Annotated in this window: 21 protein-coding genes and 1 other RNA gene; 19 read left to right on the top strand and 3 right to left on the bottom strand. The window is 56.2% G+C overall.

Annotation, left to right across the window (positions count from 1 at the left end; all coding sequences use genetic code 11):
* Positions 1 to 7: 7 nt before the first annotated feature.
* Positions 8 to 2,764: a preprotein translocase subunit SecA gene (gene secA / locus H7F11_RS02825; protein ID WP_193649764.1), complete on the bottom strand. Its 2,757-nt coding sequence runs from the start codon at positions 2,762 to 2,764 to the stop codon at positions 8 to 10.
* A 50-nt stretch (positions 2,765 to 2,814) separates the two neighbouring features.
* On the opposite strand from secA, the gene H7F11_RS02820 reads away from it, so the two are divergent.
* On the top strand, positions 2,815 to 3,330 hold the full coding sequence (locus H7F11_RS02820) for a DciA family protein (RefSeq protein WP_193649763.1): 516 nt from the start codon (positions 2,815 to 2,817) through the stop codon (positions 3,328 to 3,330).
* Here H7F11_RS02820 and lpxC read toward each other — a convergent pair.
* Positions 3,270 to 4,184 (bottom strand): UDP-3-O-acyl-N-acetylglucosamine deacetylase, encoded by a 915-nt coding sequence (lpxC, locus tag H7F11_RS02815; RefSeq protein ID WP_193649762.1) that lies wholly within the window; start codon positions 4,182 to 4,184, stop codon positions 3,270 to 3,272. The genes H7F11_RS02820 and lpxC overlap by 61 nt on opposite strands.
* Positions 4,185 to 4,476: 292 nt before the next feature.
* Here lpxC and H7F11_RS02810 point away from each other — a divergent pair, with 292 nt between their 5' ends.
* Genes H7F11_RS02810 through H7F11_RS02800 form a run of 3 tightly spaced genes read left to right on the top strand, consistent with a single transcriptional unit; the run spans position 4,477 to position 8,177 of the window.
* Positions 4,477 to 5,097 (top strand): glutathione S-transferase N-terminal domain-containing protein, encoded by a 621-nt coding sequence (locus tag H7F11_RS02810; RefSeq protein WP_193649761.1) that lies wholly within the window; start codon positions 4,477 to 4,479, stop codon positions 5,095 to 5,097.
* 1 nt (position 5,098) lies between these two features.
* Positions 5,099 to 6,832 (top strand): AMP-dependent synthetase/ligase, encoded by a 1,734-nt coding sequence (locus tag H7F11_RS02805; protein ID WP_193649760.1) that lies wholly within the window; start codon positions 5,099 to 5,101, stop codon positions 6,830 to 6,832.
* Between the two features lie 4 nt (positions 6,833 to 6,836).
* Positions 6,837 to 8,177 carry a CCA tRNA nucleotidyltransferase gene (locus H7F11_RS02800; protein ID WP_193649759.1) on the top strand — a complete coding sequence of 447 codons (1,341 nt, stop codon included), beginning with the start codon at positions 6,837 to 6,839 and terminating at the stop codon, positions 8,175 to 8,177.
* Here H7F11_RS02800 and H7F11_RS02795 read toward each other — a convergent pair.
* Positions 8,149 to 8,415: a hypothetical protein gene (locus H7F11_RS02795; protein ID WP_193649758.1), complete on the bottom strand. Its 267-nt coding sequence runs from the start codon at positions 8,413 to 8,415 to the stop codon at positions 8,149 to 8,151. The genes H7F11_RS02800 and H7F11_RS02795 overlap by 29 nt on opposite strands.
* 137 nt (positions 8,416 to 8,552) lie before the next feature.
* On the opposite strand from H7F11_RS02795, the gene rnpB reads away from it, so the two are divergent.
* The 15 genes from rnpB (at position 8,553) to H7F11_RS02720 (ending at position 24,171) form a co-directional block, all read left to right on the top strand.
* Positions 8,553 to 8,897, top strand: an RNA gene (gene rnpB, locus H7F11_RS02790) — RNase P RNA component class A.
* A 321-nt stretch (positions 8,898 to 9,218) separates the two neighbouring features.
* Complete coding sequence (gene mraZ / locus H7F11_RS02785; RefSeq protein WP_024893345.1) at positions 9,219 to 9,674, top strand: division/cell wall cluster transcriptional repressor MraZ; 456 nt, start codon at positions 9,219 to 9,221, stop codon at positions 9,672 to 9,674.
* Positions 9,671 to 10,630 (top strand): 16S rRNA (cytosine(1402)-N(4))-methyltransferase RsmH, encoded by a 960-nt coding sequence (gene rsmH, locus H7F11_RS02780; protein WP_193649757.1) that lies wholly within the window; start codon positions 9,671 to 9,673, stop codon positions 10,628 to 10,630. The genes mraZ and rsmH overlap by 4 nt, the downstream gene beginning before the upstream one ends.
* Positions 10,620 to 10,883: a cell division protein FtsL gene (gene ftsL, locus H7F11_RS02775; protein WP_193649756.1), complete on the top strand. Its 264-nt coding sequence runs from the start codon at positions 10,620 to 10,622 to the stop codon at positions 10,881 to 10,883. The genes rsmH and ftsL overlap by 11 nt, the downstream gene beginning before the upstream one ends.
* A complete protein-coding gene (locus tag H7F11_RS02770; RefSeq protein WP_193649755.1) occupies positions 10,880 to 12,658 on the top strand; it encodes a peptidoglycan D,D-transpeptidase FtsI family protein in 1,779 nt (592 codons plus the stop codon). The genes ftsL and H7F11_RS02770 overlap by 4 nt, the downstream gene beginning before the upstream one ends.
* A complete protein-coding gene (locus tag H7F11_RS02765; RefSeq protein ID WP_193649754.1) occupies positions 12,645 to 14,096 on the top strand; it encodes a UDP-N-acetylmuramoyl-L-alanyl-D-glutamate--2,6-diaminopimelate ligase in 1,452 nt (483 codons plus the stop codon). Before H7F11_RS02770 ends, H7F11_RS02765 begins: the two co-directional genes overlap by 14 nt.
* A complete protein-coding gene (locus H7F11_RS02760; RefSeq protein ID WP_193649753.1) occupies positions 14,093 to 15,445 on the top strand; it encodes a UDP-N-acetylmuramoyl-tripeptide--D-alanyl-D-alanine ligase in 1,353 nt (450 codons plus the stop codon). Before H7F11_RS02765 ends, H7F11_RS02760 begins: the two co-directional genes overlap by 4 nt.
* Positions 15,445 to 16,527, top strand: coding sequence for a phospho-N-acetylmuramoyl-pentapeptide-transferase (gene mraY / locus H7F11_RS02755; protein WP_193649752.1), 1,083 nt, complete (start codon positions 15,445 to 15,447; stop codon positions 16,525 to 16,527). Before H7F11_RS02760 ends, mraY begins: the two co-directional genes overlap by 1 nt.
* A gap of 1 nt (position 16,528) precedes the next feature.
* Positions 16,529 to 17,878, top strand: coding sequence for a UDP-N-acetylmuramoyl-L-alanine--D-glutamate ligase (murD, locus tag H7F11_RS02750; protein WP_193649751.1), 1,350 nt, complete (start codon positions 16,529 to 16,531; stop codon positions 17,876 to 17,878).
* The gene (ftsW, locus tag H7F11_RS02745) at positions 17,875 to 19,062 is read left to right on the top strand and encodes a putative lipid II flippase FtsW (RefSeq protein WP_193649750.1); all 1,188 of its coding nucleotides are present in this window, start codon (positions 17,875 to 17,877) and stop codon (positions 19,060 to 19,062) included. The genes murD and ftsW overlap by 4 nt, the downstream gene beginning before the upstream one ends.
* Positions 19,055 to 20,137 carry an undecaprenyldiphospho-muramoylpentapeptide beta-N-acetylglucosaminyltransferase gene (gene murG / locus H7F11_RS02740; RefSeq protein WP_193649749.1) on the top strand — a complete coding sequence of 361 codons (1,083 nt, stop codon included), beginning with the start codon at positions 19,055 to 19,057 and terminating at the stop codon, positions 20,135 to 20,137. The genes ftsW and murG overlap by 8 nt, the downstream gene beginning before the upstream one ends.
* Positions 20,130 to 21,524: a UDP-N-acetylmuramate--L-alanine ligase gene (murC, locus tag H7F11_RS02735; protein ID WP_193649748.1), complete on the top strand. Its 1,395-nt coding sequence runs from the start codon at positions 20,130 to 20,132 to the stop codon at positions 21,522 to 21,524. Before murG ends, murC begins: the two co-directional genes overlap by 8 nt.
* A complete protein-coding gene (murB, locus tag H7F11_RS02730; protein WP_193649747.1) occupies positions 21,521 to 22,408 on the top strand; it encodes a UDP-N-acetylmuramate dehydrogenase in 888 nt (295 codons plus the stop codon). The genes murC and murB overlap by 4 nt, the downstream gene beginning before the upstream one ends.
* Positions 22,401 to 23,327: a D-alanine--D-alanine ligase gene (locus tag H7F11_RS02725; protein ID WP_193649746.1), complete on the top strand. Its 927-nt coding sequence runs from the start codon at positions 22,401 to 22,403 to the stop codon at positions 23,325 to 23,327. The genes murB and H7F11_RS02725 overlap by 8 nt, the downstream gene beginning before the upstream one ends.
* Positions 23,320 to 24,171: a cell division protein FtsQ/DivIB gene (locus tag H7F11_RS02720; protein ID WP_193649745.1), complete on the top strand. Its 852-nt coding sequence runs from the start codon at positions 23,320 to 23,322 to the stop codon at positions 24,169 to 24,171. Before H7F11_RS02725 ends, H7F11_RS02720 begins: the two co-directional genes overlap by 8 nt.
* Positions 24,172 to 24,191: the final 20 nt, after the last annotated feature.

Here is a 24,191-nt window from a genome sequence, read left to right as displayed (position 1 = left end):
CAGCTCCTTATTGTAAGCGTCCGTGACAATGCTTGTATTTTTTGCCTGATCCACAGGGGCAGGGCTGATTCCGGCCAATTTTGTCATCGCCAATCAGGGGTGATTGCGCAGGAGAACGAGTGGACGAATCTGCCAGATATTCTCCGAGGACCCCCTCGGCTAATGCGCTCAAACCCGGATTTTCAGCCAGCGGCTCACCCGCAAAATCAGGGTGAGAAAACTGTATGTGCTGCGGCGCGGCAGCGCGCGCCAGGGCGTCCCAATCCATGGTTTCCGCCGCTGGACTGACATGCAGACGCGACAAGGTACTGATGACCTCTTCGCGCATGCGCGCCAACATGCTGTTGAACATCGCCAGGGACTCTTTTTTATATTCCTGCTTGGGATTTTTTTGCGCATAGCCGCGTAAATGAATGCCTTCACGCAAATGATCCATACTTGCCAGATGATCTTTCCACTGGCTGTCCAGCACCTGCAGCATGATGGACTTTTCAAAATGGCGCGCCATTTCGCTACCCATCAAGGCTTCTTTCTCGGCATAAGACGTTTGCACCATCTCCATGATCCTGCTGCGCAGCCCTTCGTAGTTCAAACGCTTGTCGAGTTCCAGCCACTGCTCGACGGGGGCTTCCAGCCCGAACACCCGCTGCAGGGCCGACTCCAGACCCGGAACATCCCATTCTTCTTCCATGACTCCGGCAGGAGTGTAATCCGCCAGCACTGCATCCAGTACATCCTCACGTAAAACCTGGATTTCCTCGCTGACATCATCCGCATCCATAAAGGCATTGCGCTGCTGATAAATGATTTTACGCTGCTCGTTCGCTACATCATCATATTCCAGCAGTTGTTTACGAATATCGAAGTTGCGACTTTCGACCTTGCGCTGCGCATTTTCAATGGATTTAGTGACCCAGGGATGTTCGATGGCCTCGCCCTCTTTCATCCCCAGCTTCTGCATCAGCCCACCCAAACGGTCACTGCCGAAAATCCGCATCAGCGGATCTTCCAGGCACAGATAAAAGCGGGTGGTGCCCGGATCACCCTGCCGGCCGGAACGGCCCCGCAACTGATTATCCACACGCCGGGATTCGTGGCGTTCAGTACCGATAATATGCAGACCACCCGCTTCGATTGAGCGATCATGCAAGCCTTGCCATCCATTTTTCAGGGCTTCGGCGCGCTCACTTTTACGTTCTTCATCCATATCCGGATCTGCCAGCACCATATCCACCTGATGCCCCACATTGCCGCCCAACACAATGTCCGTGCCCCGACCGGCCATGTTGGTGGCAATGGTCACCGCTCCGGGCGTACCCGCCTGGGCGATAATTTCCGCCTCCCTTTGGTGTTGCTTGGCGTTCAACACTTCATGGGGAATTTTCGCCTGCTTGAGCAGATGCGAGAGAAACTCGTTATGCTCGATGGAAGTCGTACCCACCAGCACCGGTTGCCCACGCTGATGACAATCACGTATATCCCCAACAATGGCCGTCCATTTTTCCTGCGCCGTGCGATAAATAAGATCCGCCATATCCAGACGCCGAACCGGCTTGTGGGTCGGGATAACCACCACTTCCAGATTGTAAATCTGATTCAGTTCAAACGCTTCAGTATCAGCCGTTCCGGTCATTCCGGAAAGCTTGTCGTACATCCGGAAATAATTCTGGAAGGTAATGGAAGCCAGCGTCTGATTTTCATTCTGGACCTCGACCCCTTCCTTGGCCTCCACCGCCTGATGCAATCCGTCGGACCAGCGCCGCCCGGTCATCATACGACCGGTAAATTCATCCACAATGCAAACTTCGCCATCACGGACAATGTAGTCGGTTTCGCGATGATAAATGACATGCGCCCGCAGCGCCTGATTCAGATGATGCACCAGGGTGACATTAGCCAGATCGTAAAGATTATCTTCAGTCAGCAGGCCATGTTCAGCCATGAGCCTTTCGGCCTTTTCAATACCTTCCTCGGTGAGCATCACCTGCTTGGCTTTTTCGTCAACCGTGTAATCTTCCTCGACGACAAATTGCCCTACCAGCTTGTCTACCCGGAAATATAAATCCGTATTTTCTTCGGTAGGGCCACTGATAATAAGGGGAGTCCGCGCTTCATCAATGAGGATGGAGTCCACTTCGTCAATAATCGCATAATGCAAGCCACGCTGGACCCGGTCAGCAGGCGAAAAAGCCATATTGTCGCGCAAATAATCGAAGCCGAATTCGTTATTGGTACCATAGGTAATATCGGCTGCATAAGCTGCACGCCGGTCTTCCGTAGCCAGATCGGAAATGATGGTGCCCACGCTAAGCCCCAGAAAATTATGTACTTTGGCAACCCATTGCGCATCACGGCTGGCCAGATAATCATTGACGGTAATTACGTGCACACCCTTGCCCGTCAAGGCATTCAGGTAGGCGGGCAGCGTAGCGACCAGTGTCTTGCCTTCGCCGGTCCGCATTTCTGCGATTTTGCCTTCATGCAGCATATATCCGCCAATCAGCTGCACGTCATAGTGGCGCATACCTATCACCCGCCGGGTAGCTTCGCGAACCACGGCAAAGGCTTCGGGCAGTAAGGCATCGAGGCTTTCACCCCGGGCGATACGCTCTTTGAAAATAGCTGTCTGCCCGGCCAGACTGGTATCGTCCATGGCCTGGTATTGCTCTTCCAGCGCATTGATTCTGACCACTACAGCACGGGCTTTCTTAATCAGACGCTCATTGCGACTACCAACCACATGACGGATGATGGTTCCAAACATGAATAGACAAACCTAGGTAAAAAATATTTTGCAGGTTAGCATGAAAGCCCATGAATGATAAACGACAGCGACCACAACGCCCATTTACACTACGCCACTCAGGACATGTCGGCAGCATCGTTCAGCATGCCCGCCTGCTGCGGGAACGTCAGCCTGCCTGGAATGCCATGCTCGATCTGGAAATTCAGGACCACACCTGGCTGGTGGCCTGGTCGGATAACACTTTACAGGTGCTTTGCCAAAGTCCGGTTTGGCACGCGTGGTTACGGCGCAATGAAAAAAAAGTGATTAAACGCTGGAACAAAGAATTTCCCGAAGATCCGGTGCAACAGATCCAGTCCAGCATCAGGCACTGGCATGCCCAACTGCCCGCCCAGACCAAAGTACAGAAAAAACCTGAAATCTACGCGGATCAGGCTGCCGAAACCCTCAAACAAAATAGCAAGCAGATGGCTCCAGCCATCGCCCGGGCCATGCTGCGCCTGGCAGAGACTCTGGAAAAAGCTCAGGCGGGAGAAGCCACCAGGGTTTCTGCAAAGGAAAAGGGCGCAGAGTTTTCGGAATAATCCGCAAATTCCCAGGCATCCTGGCGCTGCAACAAGGCCCGCAACAGGCTGTTATTGAGGGCATGACCTGCCTTATGCCCGGAAAAATGTCCCACCAGAGGATGTCCCAGCAGATACAAATCCCCAATGGAATCAAGAACCTTGTGACGGACAAATTCATTGGTGTAACGCAGACCCTCTTCATTGAGGATGCGATAATCATCGACCACAATGGCATTATCCAGATTACCACCCAAAGCCAGGCCCATTTTGCGGAGGGTTTCCACTTCCCGCATGAAACCAAAAGTCCGGGCCCGCGCTACTTCTTTCAGGTAAGAGGTGCGTGAAAAATCCACTGTCACGTCTTGGCCACCGTTCTTGACGACCGGATGGTCAAAATCAATGGTGAAACTCACCTTGAATCCATCAAAAGGTTCCAGACGCACCCAACGATCACCGTCTTCGGCAAGCAGCGGCTTGGTGATACGGATGTAACGCTTGGGTGCATTCTGCTCTTCAATGCCCGCGCATTGAATCAAAAAAACAAAAGGCGCCGCGCTACCATCCATAATCGGCACTTCCGGACCATCCAGGTCTATATAGGCATTATCAATACCCAAGCCAGCCAAAGCTGACATCAGATGTTCAATGGTGCCCACACGAATCTGTCCGTCGCCAATATTGGTGGAAAGACGGGTATCCACTACATGGAGAGGATCAGCCTTGATCCAGGCGCCACCCTCAATATCACTCCGGTGAAAAACAATGCCGGTGTTAATCGGGGCAGGACGAAGACCCAGATAAACCTTGCGGCCACTGTGCAGGCCGATTCCGGTGCCCCAAATCATATTTTTAAGTGTGCGCTGACGGATCATGATTTTAATTCCTATGCGATCCTCAGGACCGCCCTCCCATACAGTTGTGGTTTAGGTTACAACTTTTGTTGTCTCTATACAACTAACCGACTGGTCAGGAAGTTTACAGCGACCCACAGTCCTCGGCAAGACCTATTGACATTCATTAACATTTAATATTTTCCCATAGGGCACTCTGCCCTCACGGAAATACCCCAACAATGCGGTAGTCATGTATAATCAACGAGCCGATGAAATCCCTTACGGGTTTCATGCTGAAGATATACTCTACTTGCGATCAAGGAAGTTTAATATGGCCACGCCCAGCAGCAAAAAAACCCTGATGACACTGTATTCCAGCGACGATTGCGTGTATGCGCAGCGCGTGCGTTTTGTTCTGGAAGAAAAGGCAATGGAATATCAGACCATTGAAGTTGACCTCGCCCAGAAGCCTGAAGAACTCGCTGAACTCAATTCTTATAACCAGGTTCCCACCCTCCTTGACCGGGACCTCGCCATCCATGAATCGGTGTTGATTATGGAGTATCTGGACGAGCGCTTTCCGCACCCTCCTCTTATTCCTGTTGATCCCATTTCCAGGGCAAAAGTTCGTCTGGGGCTGCTGCGCTTTGACCAGGACTGGTTCGCGCCGCTCTTCCAGCCAGGCTTCAGTCCGGAACAAATCAAGGCGGCCAAAGAACAAATCCGCAGCACCATGGCAGGACTCAGCACCATTTTTACGCAACAGCGGTTTCTTTTTGGCGATGATCTGTCCATTCTTGATTGTGCCATTGCCCCCCTGCTCTGGCGCCTCCCCATACTCGACATCAGCCTGCCCGCAGCGGCCAAGGCTACCCAGGAATATATGGACCGCCTGTTTCAAATGGAGAGTTTCAAGCGCAGCCTGACCCCTGCCGAAAAGGCCATGCGCTGAAATGATGGCAGACCTTGATCGTTTTCGGAGTCTGCCCGAAGGACTGTTCGCACGTTGCACACTGGATCCAGAAGGCTGTATTGCCCTGGAGCGTCAGCCACAGGGCTTCCAGAAAGTCAGTGCCGCCCATTTTCAGACCCGGGTACGGGCGCGCGCTGAGGGCTTGTTACGCCTGGGCGTCAAAAGGGGAGAAAGGGTCATATTGATGGCACCCAACTCCATGGACTGGGCCATTATGGATTTCGCCATTCTCAGCATAGGCGCCATCACGGTTCCTCTATACCCCAGTTTTAGTCCCCGGGAAATTCACTACGTTCTGGGGGATAGTGGTGCCGGACTGGTGTTACTGGAGGGCAGTAATGAGTGGGAAAAAATGGGTGGCGAGGGTTGGGGGGTCCCGCATGAACGCATATTACTCAGAAATCCTGAGGCAGCCCAAAGCGCCGGCCTGAAAAACTGGGCACAACTCGAACAGGACAATACCGCGCTGCACAAACAGGAGCTGACAGAACGCCTGGGCAGCTTGCAGCGTGAGCAGATTGCCAGCATTGTTTATACCTCCGGAACCACCGGATGGCCCAAAGGCGTCATGCTCAGTCATGGCAATATTCTCAGCAATATTGCCGGTTTTTTGCCTTTAGTCCCCTTGCGGCGCGGCCAGCGACTGCTGTCCATCCTGCCGCTGTCACATGTGTTTGAGCGGGGGACCGGGCATTTTGGTGCTTACCTGCTCGGACTGGAAGTTGCCTATGCTGAACGCCCTGATACTGTTCTGCGCGATATGGAAGCGGCTCATCCTGATATTGTCATTGCTGTTCCCAGAGTTTTTCAGTTGCTTTACAGCCGGGTCCGGCGTGGTATTGAGGAACGCCATGGCCTGCTGGGTCGTTTCATGCAGCGCGGCGCCGGGTTAAGTGACAGTGATCGCTCTGCCCCTCCATGGCAACGGTATGTCGCGCGCCGCCTTTTAGTCTCCGGGCTACGCAAAAAACTGGGAGGACGTCTGCGCTTTTTCGTTTCCGGAGGCGCTCCGCTGGATACAGATATCACCCGTTTTTTTCTGGACATCGGCCTGCCTGTGGTGGAGGGATATGGCATGACCGAAACCAGCCCGGTCATCGCCGCCAATCCTCTGGATGATATCCGACCAGGAACCGTCGGCCGCTTCCTGCCTAATTTGCAAGGTCGTATTGCCGCCGATGGCGAAATCCTGGTGCGCGGGCCATCCATCATGTCCGGCTACTGGAATAATGACGGTGCTACCCGGGAAACCATCGTGGATGGCTGGCTACACACCGGTGATGTCGGCAGCCTTGATGAAAATGGATACCTGACTATTTATGATCGCAAAAAAGATCTGATCGTCAATTCGGCGGGCGAAAACATTCCCCCGCAAAAAATTGAAATGCGCCTGATGGCCCAGGCGCTTATCAGCCAGGCCGTCGTTTTCGGAGACCGCCTTCCCTACCTGAGTGCCCTGATTTTCCCCAATCCGGAACAGGTGCAGGAACTTTTCGGCATCAATCCTGAGGCAGGCACCCTGCGCAAGGCTCTTCAGGAAAGCATTCATACCGCCCTGCAGGATTTGCCTTCCTACGAACAGGTACGGCGTTTTGCCGTTTTGCCGGAAGCACTGAGCGAAGCGCATGGTGAAGTAACACCCACCCTGAAAATCAAACGTCGGGTTGTGGCCGAACGCTACGCCGAATTGTTAACCGAGATGCGCAAAAACTAGGGTTATGGAAATATCCATCCCGCCAAAACTGACGCCAATAATCAACGCGTTGGAACGTGCGGGGGCAAGGACGCTGCTGGTCGGCGGTGCGGTTCGCGACAGCCTGTTAGGTCTGCCCATCCATGACTGGGATATGGAAATCCATGCGCTCAATGAAGCGCGCCTGGAAGAATGCCTGGCGCCTTTTGCTGCGCATCGGGTGGGTGGCCGCTGTGCAGTCTGGGTAGCTGGCGGTGCAGAGTTTACCTTGCCCCAAACACGCGGCGAGACAGACCCGCACCTGCCCTGGTCCATTGCTGTCCAGCGTCGTGATTTTACGGTCAATGCCCTGGCCTGGGACTGGCGCTCCGGACAAATACTGGATGCTGTGGGTGGGCTGCATGATCTGCAGAAAAAACGACTGCGCATCGTGAATCCCGGCACCTTTGCTGATGACCCTCTCAGAGCATTCCGGGCGGCGCGTTTGGTCGGGCAACTGGATTTTCATCTCGAAGCAAGCAGCGTCCCACATTGCCAAAAACTGGCCGAGCAACTGTCAGAAATCCCTGGCGAACGGCTGCGCAAGGAATGGGAGGCGCTCCTGCTGCGTGGCTGCAACCTGCGGGCAGCCTGGGATGCACTGGCACTCACCGGTAGCATCCGGGCATTCCCGGACCTTGAAGCGCTGCAGGCCGTACCTCAGCGTCCGGATGCGCATCCTGAAGGAGATGTCTGGATACATACGGGAAAAGTGCTTGTCGAAGCCGCCAACCTGCGCCAGGGTCTGCCCGCACGCGACCTCATCCTGATGCTGGCAGCGCTCTTGCATGATCTGGGTAAAGCCGACAGCACCCGGCGCGACCCACAAAATCGCTGGCGGGCCATAGGGCATGAGCATTCCCTTGCCCGGGCACGCGACTTCCTGAATCGTTATTTTCCCGGACAACATCTACAGCGGCAGATTTTACCATTACTGCGTTGGCACGGAGCTCCCCACGCCCTGTTTCGGGATCGGGCCAAACAACAGGCCTACGCTCGTCTGGCTCTACGTGTTCCTGACCGCAGCCTGCTCCTGGACATTGCCCAGGCCGATGCACGTGGTGCCGGTCACAGTGATCTGCGATCCATCACGCGTGCCCGCGAAATCTGGCAGAAACTGGGGCTCTGGAGAACACTTCCTGAAGCGCTGATCCGTGGCGACGATCTCATGGACCTTGGCGTTCTTCCGGGACCAGAACTCGGCAAGGCCCTGCGCAGCGCCTACCAGAGACAGGTTTTGGGCAACCATCAAAACAAGGAAACCCTACTCAGGGCATTACATGGCCTGATCCCCGCCATCAATCTCCCAAACGACCCCGCTTGTTGACCGCCGTAGCATTGCCCCATTGGCTCATGTCCTGCACCTGCACACCAACCCACCAATAAGCGGCCACACTGTCCTGACCGTGCCCGCCTACCAGCGCCTGCCCGGGCGCCAAATGTACGTGGTCGAGCAGTTTCCTGGCGTCCTCCCGACTGCGGAAAATGGACCAGGCCACCACTCTTTCCATCGGCGTGGTTGAGGGGACATCGCGTGCTTCATCCAGAAAATTGTCAGTAATCATAATATTCACTCCTTCAGCAAACAGTACCGGTTAACTGGATACCCGATACACCACACATCCTTATGAGCAGAGTATAGTTCGCAAAATGGATGGTTTTTATTCTGACAGTCCTGTTGAAAACGCGTATGATCCGCCTCGGAGTGGGCCAGACGACCGCCGCAGATTTATCTGGGGAGGAAAGTCCGGGCTCCATAGGGCAAGGCGCCGGTTAACGGCCGGGGGGCGTGAGCCTACGGAAAGTGCCACAGAAAATATACCGCCAAGCGCGCAAGCGCCGGTAAGGGTGAAAAGGTGCGGTAAGAGCGCACCGCATTTCCGGTAACGGAAATGGCAGGGAAAACCCCGCCTGGAGCAAGATCAAATAGGCATGCGATACCGTGGTCCGCGGTGCATGCGGGTAGATTGCTGGAGCCTGTGCGTAAGTGCAGGCCTAGAGGAATGGTCGTCCACGACAGAACCCGGCTTATCGGCCCACTCCAATTTTTATTCCTTGCGTCATCTGCTTCCGGCAGAAATACCGACACAACGACCCAAGTCAATGAAGTAAATAGAAACTTTCTTAGCTTCATGATGCATACAGCCAACCTTCTGATTTTCCGGCAAACACGTTAAAAATCACTTTGTACTGCATAATCCAATAATTACAAGAACCCTTTAAAGTGTTTTATAGAGCTTTATCAACATGCTCTAACATGCCGTAATTATTCAATATTTCTCCTTGACAGCCCGATGTGAGCCCTCTATTCTTCAGCATGTGGGGAAAAGTGGGTCAAAGTGGAAGGTTTTGGAGAGTAAAACACAAAATGTTTAGGGGAACGCACCGGCATAATCTCGACAGCAAGGGACGCATGAACGTCCCGGCCCGCTTCCGCGACTGGCTGAATGCCCATTGCGACGGTCAGATTGTGGTTACCATCGATGTGCAAAGCCGCCCGGGGGAACATTGTCTGGTGGCCTACCCTCTTCCCACCTGGGAAAAAGTAGAAGCCCGAGTGGCCGAACTCCCCAGCAACAACCCTGCCGCCCGCCAGTTTCAGCGGATGTTTGTCGGGCAATCAGAAGAAATGCGTCTCGACAGTCAGGCCCGCATCCTGCTTTCACCCAATCTGCGCCGCTTCGCAGAAATCGACAAGGAACTGGTCGTCGTCGGTCAAATCAACAAATTCGAAATCTGGGATGCCCAATGCTGGGATCGTTACCAGGAAAACAGTCTGAACAACAACGATGGATTTGCCAGCCTGGGAGATCTCATCCTGTGAACATACCCACGTCCGGATCTCACATTACGGTACTTCTGCAGGAAAGCGTCGCCATGCTCCAGCCCGCCCTCAGCGAGGGCCCGGCCCGACGTTGTGTGGATGTGACCGGAGGACGTGGCGGGCATAGTGCGGCATTGCTGGAAAAGCTTCAGCATCAGGATATGTTGTTAATCCTCGATCGCGACCCCAGCGCCATCGCGGCACTGCAAGACCGCTTTGCCGACGATGACCGGGTACTGATCCGCCAGGCACGTTTCAGTGAAATCCGCAGCGTTGTGGAAAGTCTTGGCTGGGAAAATGTGGACGCGATTCTCGCCGATCTGGGCGTCTCTTCCCCGCAACTCGATGAAGCCGAACGTGGCTTCAGCTTCCTCCGTGACGGTCCTCTGGATATGCGCATGGATCCCGACAGCGGCATCAGTGCCGCCGAATGGTTGAACAGCGCTCCTGAAACAGAAATCAGCCAGGTACTGAAAAATTACGGCGAAGAACGATTTGCCCGCGCGATTGCCCGCAAAATCGTCAGGCATCGTGCGCAATCACCCTTGCAGCGCACTGGCGAGCTTGCCGGACTTATTGCCGAGGTCATCCCCCGTCACGACTCCGGACTGAATCCAGCAACGCGCAGCTTTCAGGGCATTCGTATTTTTATCAACCATGAGCTGGAAGAGCTGGAACATTTCCTTCCCGAGGCCATGGCGGTACTGCGTGCTGGCGGACGCCTGGCCATCATCAGCTTTCATTCATTGGAAGATCGCATGGTCAAACGCTTTTTCCGGGCAGATGCGTTTCGGGTCAGCAGCGACCTGCCCTTGCGCGCCACGGAAATCCCACCCTTACCATGGTGCGCAGTCGGCAAGGCCATTCATGCCAGTGCGGAAGAAATCCAGATGAACCCCCGTTCCCGTTCAGCGGTACTCAGAGTGGCCGAAAGGAGTGAGCGTCATGCGGCGTAGTACGGTAATTCTCGCCATTCTCATCATGGTAACCCTGCTCGGTATAGTGGCTGCACGCGAAAGCACCCGAAGCCAGTTTATTGCCTTGCAGGAAGCACAGGCGAAACATTTTGCCCTGGACAATCGCTGGGGACAGCTGCAACTGGAGCAGGCCACACTCGCCTCCAATGCGCGGGTCGGGGATATCGCCCGGCAGAAGCTGGGATTGAGCGCGCCCAAAAACAATCAGATTGTCATGGTGAAAGCGCAGTGAATTCGCCTGCTGCCTTTCAGGCTAAAATCCCCGCACGCGCATTACCGGCGTGGCGGGCGACGGCCGTTTGGGCAGCCGTAACCCTTGCCTTTGCTGCAGTCATGGCTCAGGCCTGGCGTGCCCAGGTGGAACATGGTCCATTTTTACGCGACCAGGGAGCCCAACGCTATTTGCGTCATTTTCCGTTGCCGGTGCAACGCGGTCCCATTGTTGACCGCGAGGGCAAACCTCTGGCTTTGTCGGTACCGGTCAAAACCCTCTGGGTAGATCCGCAAGTATTCACCCACCAGGAAAGTCAATGGCCGCTTGTGGCTTCCGCCCTGGGAATCAGGGTCAACGAACTCGATGCCCGTGTCCATGCGGGTGGTAGCCACTTTGCCTTTATCGCCCGCCAGATCAGTCCCGAACGAGCCGAAAAAATAACGGCACTGCATATTTCCGGCCTGTATGGCCTCACCGAGAATCGCCGTTATTATCCCGCCGGAAGCATTGCGGCACCACTGATCGGCTTTACCAATGTAGATGGCAAAGGCATTGAAGGTTTGGAACTGGCTTATAATCAGTGGTTAACCGGCAAGGCGGGGGAAGAAACCGGGTTGCGTGACAATTACGGCCACCCGCTGAGCCTGCACGGCCCAGCCCGTTCTGCCCAGCCCGGCAAAGTCCTGACTTTGAGCATTGACCGCAATCTTCAGTATGTGGCTTACACCGCTCTGGCCTCGGCCGTACAACGCTTCCAGGCCCGATCCGGGGCAGCGGTGCTCATGAATGCCCGGACCGGTGAGGTGCTGGCCATGGTCAGTTATCCTGCTTTCAACCCCAATGATCGTCGTGATTATCAGGCTGGTCTTTATAATGATCGGGCCGTTGCCGACACCTTTGAACCCGGTTCCGTGATGAAACCCTTCACCATTGCGGCGGCACTGGACGATAACAGTATCCAGCCCGACAGTACTTTCAACGTCAACACCAACTGTTTTCGAGTTGCCCGTTTCTGTATCCAGGATGACGTCCGTCACAATAATCTGGATCTGGCGCAAGTCCTTAAATATTCAAGCAACATCGGGGCCGCAAAAATATCCTTGCGCACCCCTCCGGCGGATCTTTATCAAATGCTCCATCAGGCTGGCTTTGGACAAGGCAGCGGCCTCGGGCTCCCCGGAGAAAGTACGGGAATGCTGCCGGCCTGGCAGGGTTGGGATATTGCCCGCCGGGCAGCGATGGCTTACGGATATGGTTTGTCGGTAACTCCCCTGCAACTGGCGGCCGCTTATGCGGCCATTGCCAATCAAGGTGTTTATGTAGCACCCACCCTGATCCGTCAGGATACCAGCTCAGTAAACGGGATCCGGATTATGCCTGCAAGCACTGCCGCACGACTGAGCCGATGGCTGAGCGGCGTTACCAGTCCAGGCGGCACCGGTTTTCTGGCCAGCATCCCGGGTTATCAGGTAGCGGGAAAAACCGGGACTTCCATCATGGCCAACGGCAAAGGTGGCTTCCATAAAAACCTGGTGAACACCAGTTTTGTAGGCTTTGCACCTGCCCAGGACCCGCGCCTGGTGATGGCCGTCGTGGTACGCGCCCCGACCCGGGGATGGCGATATGGCGGAGTCGTGGCAGCGCCGGTATTTCGGGTGACCATGGCAGCTGCCCTGCAAAACATGGGCATTCAACCAGACCCGGGCCTTCTGAGAAATACTGCCGCACATCCATACCGCACTGTCACCGAGGCCCAGCAGTGGGCAGAAGGAGCGGGTGATGCAGCGCACTGAACCCCTATCCCGGCTATTTGATGCCGTACCTGACGCCCTCAGGGAACTGGCTGTAACTGGCATCGAAACAGATACCCGCCGTTTGCAGCCGGGCATGCTCTACGTAGGATTACACAATCATCGTGGCGATGCCGATCAGTTTCTGGCGGAAGCCTGGAAGGCGGGGGCCGTGGCCGCCGTACTGGAAGCCGGGCACGAGACCGTTATTCCGCAAGGCGATAGCCCTGTTTGCTGGCAGACTCCCGACCTCCGCGACAAGCTCGGCCAGGCCTTGCGCCGTTGGCATGGCTGGGATGAAGGGGCAACACCGCTATTGATCGGCGTGACCGGGACCAATGGCAAAAGTAGCGTCACGCGACTGATTGCCGAACTCGCCCCCCAACCGGCCATGATTATCGGAACATTGGGCTACGGGCCGGTTGATGCGCTCGTTCCCCATGCCAACACCACCCCGGAAGCCGTTCGTCTCTGGGAAACTCTGGCCCTGCTCCGGGATCAGGGTGCCAAAGTCATTGCTCTGGAAGTCTCCTCGCATGCTCTGGCCCTTGAGCGGGTAGCCGCCGTACCATTCACTGCAGCGGTGTTTACCAATCTCAGCCGTGATCATCTGGATTTTCATGGCGACATGGATCAATACGGCGCAGCCAAAGCCCGTTTGTTCAAATTCCCCGACCTGAAGCTGGCCGTACTGAATCAGGATGATCCGTTTTCCGCACAAATTGCGCAGCAAATAGATCCCTCCGTAAAGATTCTGGGTTTTGGATCGGGTGCCAGCGATTTTCAGGTCCGAGAAATACATGCCGGGGCCAGCGGCACGCTTCTGACCCTGGGCACAGCGGAAGGTCTTCGGCAACTACGCAGCCCGCTCATTGGGCAGAGCAATGTCGAAAACCTCCTGGCCGCCCTGAGCACCGCAAACGGTCTAGGCTGGGAGGTCAGCGACGCTGACATTCACCAACTCAACTTGCCCGAAGGACGTTATCAGCGCCTCCCGGCCACGTCCGGCAAGGCGCAGGTCATGATTGACTACGCCCACACTCCCGATGCGTTGGAACGTGTGTTGGGGGACATTCGCGCCGTCGCTAAAGGACAGGTCCATGTGGTTTTTGGCTGCGGCGGCGATCGGGATCGAGGTAAACGTCCGGAGATGGGAGAAGTCGCCGAACGTCTGGCCGATCAGGTCATCCTCACCGATGACAATCCCCGCAGTGAAAATGCCGCCCATATCATCCGCGACATTCTCGCTGGCATGCAGCGCCCTGAAGCCGTTGAGATCATCCATGATCGGGCGGCGGCCATCCACCAGGCCATCCACCAGGCCAAAACAGGGGATTGGGTGCTGATTGCCGGTAAAGGGCATGAACGCACCCAGGAAATCATGGGTCAGAAAATCCCCTTTCATGACCAGCAGGTAGTGATGGAGGCACTGCGCCCATGATGCGCTACTCTCTCAACGAAATAGCCCGCATTACCGGTGGTCAACTTCTGCCTGACAGCCAGGGAAAAGACGAAATAAACGGCATTGCCACCGACAGCCGCCAACCCATGATTGGCAAACTGTTTGTTGCACTTGCCGGAGAACACTTTGATGGTAACGATTTTGTTCCGGCAGCTTTAGCGCAAGGCGCGGCCGCTGTACTCAGCAACCGTCAGGTGAATGCCCCTGGAATAGTGGTCAAGGACACATTACAAAGCCTGCAAGACTTGGCACAGCATTGGCGGCAGCGTTTCAACGTACCGGTGCTGGCAGTTACTGGCTCCTGTGGCAAAACCACGGTCAAGGAAGTCCTGACCGCCATCCTCACTGAAAGCGGCCCCGTACTGGCCACTCAAGCCAATCAGAACAATCATATTGGCGTGCCCTTGACCCTGGCAAGACTGGGCAAGGAACATCGCCATGCGGTTCTGGAAATGGGCATGAACCATGCTGGCGAGCTCACCGTACTCAGTGCTCTGGCCAAACCAACGTTGGCCCTTATCAACAATGCGGGCCCCGCCCACCTGGCCGGGCTCGGAAGTGTAAAGGCAGTCGCGGCGGCCAAGGGAGAAATTCTCTCGGGACTGGACAATCGTGGCATCAGCATTTTGAATGGTGACGATCAATTTGCCGACTTCTGGGCAGAAAAAGCTCCGGGCGAAGTGTGGCGCTTCAGTCTGAACAACCTCCCGGTACGCGTCCGGGGACATTGGCAGGATCGTTCAGGAACTGGCGGCCAACTGGATGTGCGCGCCCCCCAGGGTGAATTCACCCTCGAAGTTCCGCTACCTGGAAGACATAATGGTGCCAATGTCCTGGCTGCTGTCACCGCCGCACTGGCCCTGGATATCAGCATTCCCCAAATTCAGCGTGCTGTGGCCACATTAGAGGCCATCCCCGGTCGCTTGCAATGGCGCAACGGCAGGGGCGGCTGCCGCATTCTGGATGACACCTATAACGCCAATCCAGCTTCATTAGAGTCCGCATTACGTGTTCTTGCCGCCCAATCCGGCCAGCGTATTCTCATTCTCGGAGATATGGGCGAACTGGGTCCTGATACGGTAGTTTATCACCGGCAGGCAGGAATTCTGGCCCAACAGCTGGGCATTGATGCGGTTTACGGACTGGGGCAACTGGCTGCCGAAGCCGCTGAAGCGTTTGCAGCCGGTACAGAGCATTTTGTGGAACTGCCCCCCCTGATTGATGCCCTGCTGCCCCAGCTCAATCCGGAAACGGTGGTGCTGGTAAAAGGTTCCAGAGCCGCACACATGGAACGTGTCGTTCAGGCACTCGTGGCCGGAGACGCCTGATGCTCTACGCACTATTCATGCAACTCGGCCAGATATACCACGGTTTTTACGTGTTTCAGTATCTGACCCTGCGCGGCGTACTGGCGATACTGACCGCGCTGGTCCTCTCCCTGGTGATCGGTCCTTTTTTCATTGCCCGTCTGCGCTATTACAAAATCGGGCAGATGGTACGCAGCGATGGGCCGGAAACCCACTTCAGCAAACAGGGGACGCCGACCATGGGTGGGGCCCTGATTCTGCTGGTCGTCATTATTACCACCCTGCTCTGGTCAGATTTGCGCAATCCTTTGGTCTGGGTGGCAGTCATCACCACCTTTGCCTTTGGCGCCATTGGTTTTATTGACGACTGGCGCAAGCTGCGGCGTAAAAACACCAAGGGTTTATCCGCCCGCGCCAAATATGGTTTGCAGTCCTTGTTTGCCCTGGCTGCAGCCGGAGTATTGTATGGACTGGCCAACAAATCCGTAGAAACCAGCCTGATTATTCCTTTTGTACCTCATGTCCTGATTCCCTTGGGGTTCGGCTTCATCATTTTCAGCTACTTCGTCATTGTCGGCACCTCCAACGCCGTCAATTTGACCGATGGCCTGGACGGGCTGGCCATCGTCCCAACCGTTATGGTGGCTGCAGCCCTGGGAATATTTGCTTATGTTTCAGGGAATTCTGTATTCGCCCATTACCTGGATCTGCCCTGGGTGCCGGGTTCCGGACAAATGCTGATTTTCTGCGGATCACTGGTCGGTGCCGGGCTCGGCTTTCTCTGGTTTAACACCTATCCTGCCGAAGTATTCATGGGCGATACCGGCGCACTGGCGCTCGGTGCCGCCCTGGCCATTGTCGCCATCATTGCCCGACAGGAATTGGTATTGGTCATCATGGGTGGGGTTTTTGTCATGGAAACCCTGTCGGTGATGATTCAGGTGGCTTCCTTCAAGCTGACGGGCAAACGGGTGTTCCGCATGGCGCCCATTCATCATCATTTCGAGAAAAAAGGCTGGCCAGAGCCACGGGTAGCCGTGCGTTTCTGGATTATTACCGTGATTCTCGTGCTCATCGGCCTTTCCAGTCTGAAGATCCGCTGACATGAAACTCGACGGCAAAAAGGTATTCATCCTCGGCTTCGGCAAAACCGGACAATCGCTCCTGAACACCGCCCTGCGCCTGGGTGGACATTGTCAGGTGGCGGATACCCGCCACCTGGAAAATGCTGATACCCTCCGTACACAATATCCCCAAGCCACTTTTCATTTCGGAGCCCTTCCTGAAAATCTGCTGCTCGACAGCGATCTGATTCTACTCAGCCCCGGTCTTGCTCCTACCCTGCCGGCCTTGCAAAAGGCCAGAAAGGCGGGAATCACCGTCATGGGTGATATTGAATTATTTTCGCGGCTGGCCAAGGCACCCATCATTGCCATCACCGGCAGTAATGGTAAAAGCACTGTTACCACGCTAGTCAGCGAAATTGCCCGAAAAGCCGGGATAATGGTTGCGACTGGTGGCAACCTGGGGACTCCGGCACTGGAGTTATTACCAGAATCTGGCCCTGAACCGGCCTGGTATATCCTCGAACTCTCCAGCTTTCAGCTGGATGCCTGTACGACTTTTCGACCCCGGGTGGCTGCCATTCTGAACCTCAGTCCCGACCATCTGGACTGGCATGGTGACTACACGCAGTACGGGGCCGCCAAAGCCCGGATTTTTCAGAACATGAATGCCGGTGATGTCCTGGTTTTGAATGGTGAAGATGCCTTTACGTCGAGCTTGCCCGGGCAAGTCCCAGACTCCGTGGCCATCCGTTGCTTTGCTGTTCATGATGAGCGCAGTGATGCCTATGTACTGCATGACCGGCTCACGCTGCGCAACAGCGGAGCCCTGCTTGCCATTGCCGACCTGCGTATGCAGGGCGGACACAATATCGAAAACGCCCTGGCAGCAGCGCTCCTGGCCGAAGCTGCCCAGTTCCCACTTGCCGCCATTCAGGAAGTGTTTTGCCAGTTTTCCGGTCTCCCACACCGTCTGGCCTGGGTTGCCGAGTATCAGGGAGTCAACTATTACAATGATTCCAAGGGAACCAATCTGGGCGCCACAATCAAAGCCATGAGCGGCTTATCCGGACCGTTGGTGATGATTCTCGGTGGCGATGCCAAGGGGGCAGATCTCAGTCCGTTGCAGCAAGCCTGCCGCGATCAGCGTGCAGCAGTTGTGCTCGGCAAAGATGCCAAAAAAATCGCGCAACTGCTGGAAAATATCATTCCGGTAGATTATGCCGACAGCATGCAGGATGCGGTTCTTAAAGCCGCATCCAGAGCCATGGCCGGAGATCAGGTTCTGCTTTCACCAGCCTGCGCCAGTACCGATATGTTCCGGGATTATCAGGATCGGGGGCAGCAGTTCAGCGCTGCTGTCCAGGAACTGTCTGGAGGAAAGTCATGAAACGTCCGAGCTGGTGGCTGGCCGAAAACGGCCCGGCAGATACCATTCTGTGGTGGATCATTCTGGTGCTGCTGGGTTTTGGCCTGATCATGGTGTACTCCGCCAGCGCGCCCATTGCCCAGCATGAAACCGGTAATCCGTTCTTTTTTGCCGAACGTCAGGGCCTTTATGTCATTCTGGCCGCAGCTGTACTCTATTATTTTAGCCGCATTGATCTCGACTTCTGGGAACGCATGACCTTTCCCCTCATGATCATTTCCCTGATCGCCCTGATGATGGTGTTTTTGCCGGTCATCGGCGTTGCCGTCAACGGCTCGCATCGCTGGATCAATTTCATCATTGTCCGCCTGCAGCCTTCAGAACTGCTGAAATTTGCCCTGCTCTTATTCCTCGCGCGCTATGTGGTGCGCAAAGGCGAGCTCCTCGGCAAATTCAAGGAAGGACTCTGGCCGATTTTTGTGGTGCTGGGGTTGCTGGGGTTGCTGCTGTTACTACAACCCGATTTTGGCTCATTTGCGATGGTGGTACTGCTCACCGGCGTCATGTTGTTCCTGGGCGGATTACCCATTGCTTACGTTCTACTGGCGGGCATTGTTGCCGGTGGCGCGTTGGGAATCCTTGCCGTATCAGCCCCCTACCGACTCGCCCGCATCACTGCTTTCCAGAATCCCTGGGCAGATCCCTACGGGGCGGGTTTTCAGTTGGTACAGTCCCTGATTGCTTTTGGTCGGGGTGGTATTTTCGGGGTCGGCCTCGGCGATGGCATCATGAAATACTTTTATCTTCCTGAATCCTATACGGATTTCATTCTGGCGGTGATCGGTGAAGAGCTGGGCATGATCGGGGTATGGGCACTGGCCATTTTCTACAGTGTGGCCTGCTGGCGTATTTATCGGATCGGACGCCGCGCCGCTGCCGCCGGAGATGCTTTTTTTGCCTTGTTCTGCTACGGCACACTGACCTGGTTCGGCGGTGAGGCGGTCATGTCCATGGGCGTCAACCTTGGCGCTCTTCCCACCAAGGGTTTTGCCCTGCCACTGATCAGTTACGGCGGTAGTGCGCTGGTATTTCTCTGTGCCTCTCTGGGTGTTGTGTTGGCCGTCAGCCGGCGTTATCCAGCGCTTTCTGCTCAGCAGCAGACAGACCAGATGGACCAGATGCAGAAGGAGGTACAGCATGGCTGAACGCGTCCTCATTGCTGCAGGCGGTACTGGCGGGCATGTATTTCCGGCTCTCGCGGTCGCCGACATGTTACGCGATCAGGGGGTGGAAGTGGCCTTTGCCGGAACCGATGCCGGGATGGAAGCGCGTCTGGTTCCCGAACGCGGCTATCCTCTACATACCATCGACATGCAAGGCGTTCGCGGAAAAGGCTTGGGACGCTGGTTGCGCATGCCCTGGCGGGTCAGCAAGGCCGTTGTTCAGGCCCGGAAAATCATTCAACAAACCCGCAGCGAGGCGGTGCTGGGTATGGGCGGCTATGTGACGGCCCCCGTAGGACTGGCGGCCTGGAGTATGGGTTGTCCACTGTGCCTGCACGAACAGAATGCCATTGCCGGGCTGAGCAATCGCCTGCTGGCTCCTCTGGCCAAACATGTTTTTCTGGGATTTCCCGGGGCGCGCTTGCCCAGGGGTGAATGGGTCGGTAACCCGGTACGCCGCAGTATCCGCGAACTCCCCATGCCGCAGGAGCGCTTCGCCAGTCATCAGGGGCCTGTCCGCTTATTGATCATGGGCGGCAGCCAGGGAGCCAAGGCGCTGAATAGCGTCAGTGTCGCCGCCATAGCGGCCATGCCCACGGAACAACGCCCACAAATCTGGCACCAGACCGGCAAGGATCATTGCGAAAGCACCCGAGCCGAATATGCGGCGGCAGGCATCGACGCCCGCGTCGAGCCTTTCATCCCGGATATCAGTGTCGCGTTGGGCTGGGCCGATTTGGCGCTATGCCGCGCTGGCGCTGCCACCGTCGCCGAACTGGCAGCGGCAGGGCTGGGAGCCATTCTCGTACCTTTTCCCTTTGCCGTGGATGATCACCAGGCAGCCAACGCGCAGTTTCTGGAAAGCGCCGGGGCCGCCCGAATGCTTCGCCAGGAAAACCTCCATGCCCGGGAATTGCGGGATATTCTCAGCCCCCTGCTCAACGATCCGGCTTTACGCCTGCGCTGGGCAGAAGCGGCCAGACAACAAAGCCGGGGTGACGCGGCTGCAGCCGTCGCCCAAATTTGTATGCACCCGGAAGGAGTAAACCATGCGTAACTGGGTCAGACAGATTCATATGGTTGGAATAGGTGGCAGCGGCATGCGCGGTATTGCCGAGGTTTTGCTCAATCTGGGCTATGCTGTTTCCGGTTCTGATTTGCAGCCAGGCAGTTCGACCCTGCGCCTTACGGATCTGGGTGCGCGGATTTTCACGGGTCACGAAGCCGCCAATGTGCGCGGCGCTGATGTCGTTGTGATCTCTTCGGCCATTCCCGACAGCAATCCAGAAGTACAGGCAGCCCGGGAATTACGTATTCCCGTGATTCGGCGCGCCGAAATGCTGGCCGAGTTGATGCGCTTCAAACAGGGCATCGCCATTGCCGGAACCCACGGCAAAACGACCACAACCAGCCTGGTCGCCAGCATTCTCGGTGCAGCCGGTCTGGATCCCACTTTTGTGATTGGCGGCCGGTTGAAAAGTGCCGGCACCCATGCCGCTCTGGGTAGCGGTGAATACCTGGTGGCTGAAGCCGATGAATCGGACGCCTCCTTTTTGTATCTTGCTCCGGTCATGGCCGTCGTCACCAATATTGATGCCGACCACATGGAAACCTATGGCGACAGTCTCGACAATTTGCGCAATGCCTTTTTGCAGTTTCTGCAGCGCCTGCCTTTCTATGGTCTTGCCGTTCTTTGTACTGACGAGCCCATGGTAGCTGGCCTGATTCCAGAATTACGCACCCCGGTACTGCGTTATGGATTCAGTGCAGATGCGGACCTGCAGGCCCGTAATGTGACCGTCAGGGGAGTGGGCAGTCACTTTGAAGTCTGGCGGCGGGTGGATAATGACTATGTGCACTGGCTGGATGTAGATCTGGGGATTCCCGGACAGCACAATGTACTCAATGCCCTTGCCGCCATCGGTATTGCCAGCAAGGTCGGGGTGAGTGAGCAGACCATTCGCAGTGCCCTGGCAGATTTTCGCGGGGTAGGCAGACGTTTCGAACAGGTCGGCGAGTTTGCCGGCATCACCATTATTGACGATTATGGTCACCACCCCCGCGAACTGAGCGCCACCATCAGCGCCGCCCGGGCCGTATGGCCTGATCGCCCTCTGGTCGTTGCCTTTCAACCCCATCGCTATAGCCGAACCCAGGCCTTGTTTGGCGATTTCGTCCACAGTCTGGCCTCGGCGGATCTGGTCATACTCACCGATATTTACAGTGCGGGCGAAAAAGCCTTACCCGGAGTCAGCAGTCAGGCACTCAGCGCGGCCATGCTTGCCCAGGGAATAAGCGTTCACTATTTACCGGAGCTGCTCAATGCCCCGGCGCAGATTCGCTCACTCCTGCCTGCGAACGCGGTGCTACTCACCATGGGCGCTGGCAGCATTGCCCATTTGGCCGGTCAATGGGCTGAAGTATTTGCGGAGGCCACCCCATGATGCCGGTCATTGGTGGCCGCCTGCGCCTGGGAGAACCCATGCAGCGCCATACCAGCTGGCGGGTTGGAGGACCGGCTGATCGCTTCTATCTCCCCGGCACCCTGGAAGATCTGCAAGGATTTTTAAGACATTTTGCGGTTCCTCCGCTCACCTGGATAGGGTTGGGCAGTAATGTGCTGGTGCGCGATGCCGGACTGCGCGGGACCACCATCTGCCTCGCCAATACCCTGGATCAGATCGTTTTGGCAGAAAATGATCTGCTGCGGGTCGGGGCCGGTGCGGGTGCGGTAAAAATTGCCCATTTTGCAGCCAAGGCAGGACTTGCCGGCGCAGAGTTTCTGGCAGGCATTCCCGGCACCTTGGGGGGCTGCCTGAGCATGAATGCCGGCGCTCATGGCGGCGATACCTGGAGTCTGGTGGAATGGGTGGAAGTCATTCATCCCCATGGTGAAATCCAGCGTCTTGCTCCTCAGGATTTCCAGATTGGCTATCGGGAAGTGTACGGCCATGGTGACGCCTGCTTTGTTGCGGCCGGACTCCGCCTGATCCCCGAAGAAAGTACGGCAGTCATGCAACGCTTGCGCGCCTGGCAGGAAAAACGCGCCGCCACTCAGCCTCTCGAATGGCCCAGTTGTGGTTCGGTGTTCCGTAACCCGACGGGTGACCACGCGGCCCGCCTGATTGAAGCGGCCGGGTTAAAGGGAAAAGCCCGTGGGCAAGCCGAAGTCAGCAGCCAGCATGCCAATTTCATCATCAACCGGGGCGATGCCCAGGCCGCTGATATTGAGGCCCTGGTGGAAGACGTACAAACACAAGTGCAGCAACAGTTCGGCATCAGGCTGAAAGCCGAAATGCGCATTCTGGGGGAGGCGAAACATGGCTGAATCCATCCGCACAGCCGTACTTTACGGTGGTCCTTCCGGCGAACGCGAGGTGTCATTGCTGAGTGCTTCGGCAGTCCTCGACGCCCTGCGCAGCAGCGGCATGGAAGTGCTGGGCATTGATATTGAACCAGCGCGTCTGCAACAGCAGTTGCAGGACGAACGCATCCGTTTCGCCTTCAATGTCTGCCATGGCGCCATCGGCGAGGATGGCCTCCTCCAGGCCGTGCTCGAAACCCTCGCCATTCCATACACCGGGAGCGGCGTCTTGAGTTCGGCACTGGCCATGGACAAGTGGCGTTCCAAGCAGATCTGGAAAGCCGCCAGCCTCCCCGTAACGGAAGGGATTCTGATGCGGCGTCACGATCCGCGACCTGATCTCGCGGCAAATTTTACCTGGCCGCTTTATATCAAACCCAATCATGGTGGCTCCAGCCTCGGCGTCAGCCGGGTGAATGGGCCGGAAGAACTGGATAAAGCCATAACGGATGCTTTTGCTCTCGAAGATGAAATCCTCTGCGAAGCCGCTGTCATTGGTCATGAAGCCACAGTCGGAATTGTCGATGGTAAAGCCCTTCCACCCATTGTCATTGAAACCCCGCACGCCTTTTATGACTACGATGCCAAATATTTTGCCGAAGATACCCGTTATCTGCTGCCTTCGGGACTGGGTGCCGCCAAAGATGCCGAACTGCAGGCCATGGCTCTCCGCGCATTTGCCGAACTGGGTGGCAGAGACTGGGGCAGGGTCGATTTCATGATCAGTGCATCGGGAAAAATACATCTTCTGGAAATCAACAGTGTTCCCGGCATGACCAGCCACAGCCTCGTACCCATGGCCGCCAAAGCTGTGGGCATGGATTTCCCCGAATTATGCAAGACCATACTGCGTACGGCGCAGAGGAGAGTGAATCATGGTTAGTGTCATGCGTGATTATCGCCACGGACAACAGCCCCAACGGCCTGCAGCCACCCTGAAGGAAAAAACCAAAGCTCCCCGGACGGCACCCGTCAAGACCGCCGCCAAAGCCCATAAGCCCCTGCCCTGGAAACTTTATGGAAAGGTCCTTGCGGGTGGCCTGAGTATCAGCATTCTCGCCTGGGGAGGATGGTCCGGATGGCAATGGCTCCAGCAACCCTCCCTGATGCCCATCAATACCCTGACCATTACCGGCAGTTCTCCCAAAATTCCTCTGGCCGAAATCAACACGGTTCTCAAGCCCTATGCGGCACGTGGCTTTCTGTGGGCGAACCCCGAACAAATCCGCCATGCTCTGGATGCCCTGCCCTGGGTCGCCGATGCCGAGGTGCGGCGGGTCTGGCCCGACCGCCTGACGGTCAGTATCAAACCCTACACGCCGGTCGCCCGCTGGCTGGGTGGTGCCGGGCAAATGGTCGATGCCCAGGGAAAGGTATTCAGCGTTCCCCCGGCACAAGTACCCAATGGACTCCCCAATCTGGCCGGACCCGCCGATAGTGGCAGCCAACTCCTCGCGCAACTGGCGAAATTTAATTCCATTGTTGCCCCACTGGGCCTGAAGGTCGATTCCCTGCAGGAAGACCAAAGGGGTGGATGGCGCTGCATTCTCAATAATCAGGTCCGCCTGCTGCTGGGCAGCGAGGACGTGATACCCGCTTTAAAACGCTGGGTGGCCATTGCCCCCCAGGTCAAGGAATACCTGGTAGCCGGAGCCACAATGGATCTTCGCTATACAAATGGTTTTGCGGTCGCCATGCCCTCAGCGACCACCGTCAACAGTCAGTAACGGATCCTGGATCCGAAGGA

Source organism: Acidithiobacillus sp. HP-2, assembly GCF_015100155.1.
Lineage (GTDB): Bacteria > Pseudomonadota > Gammaproteobacteria > Acidithiobacillales > Acidithiobacillaceae > Acidithiobacillus.
The sequence above is the reverse complement of the archived record's forward strand: the minus strand, read 5'-3'. Positions and strand labels throughout refer to the sequence as shown.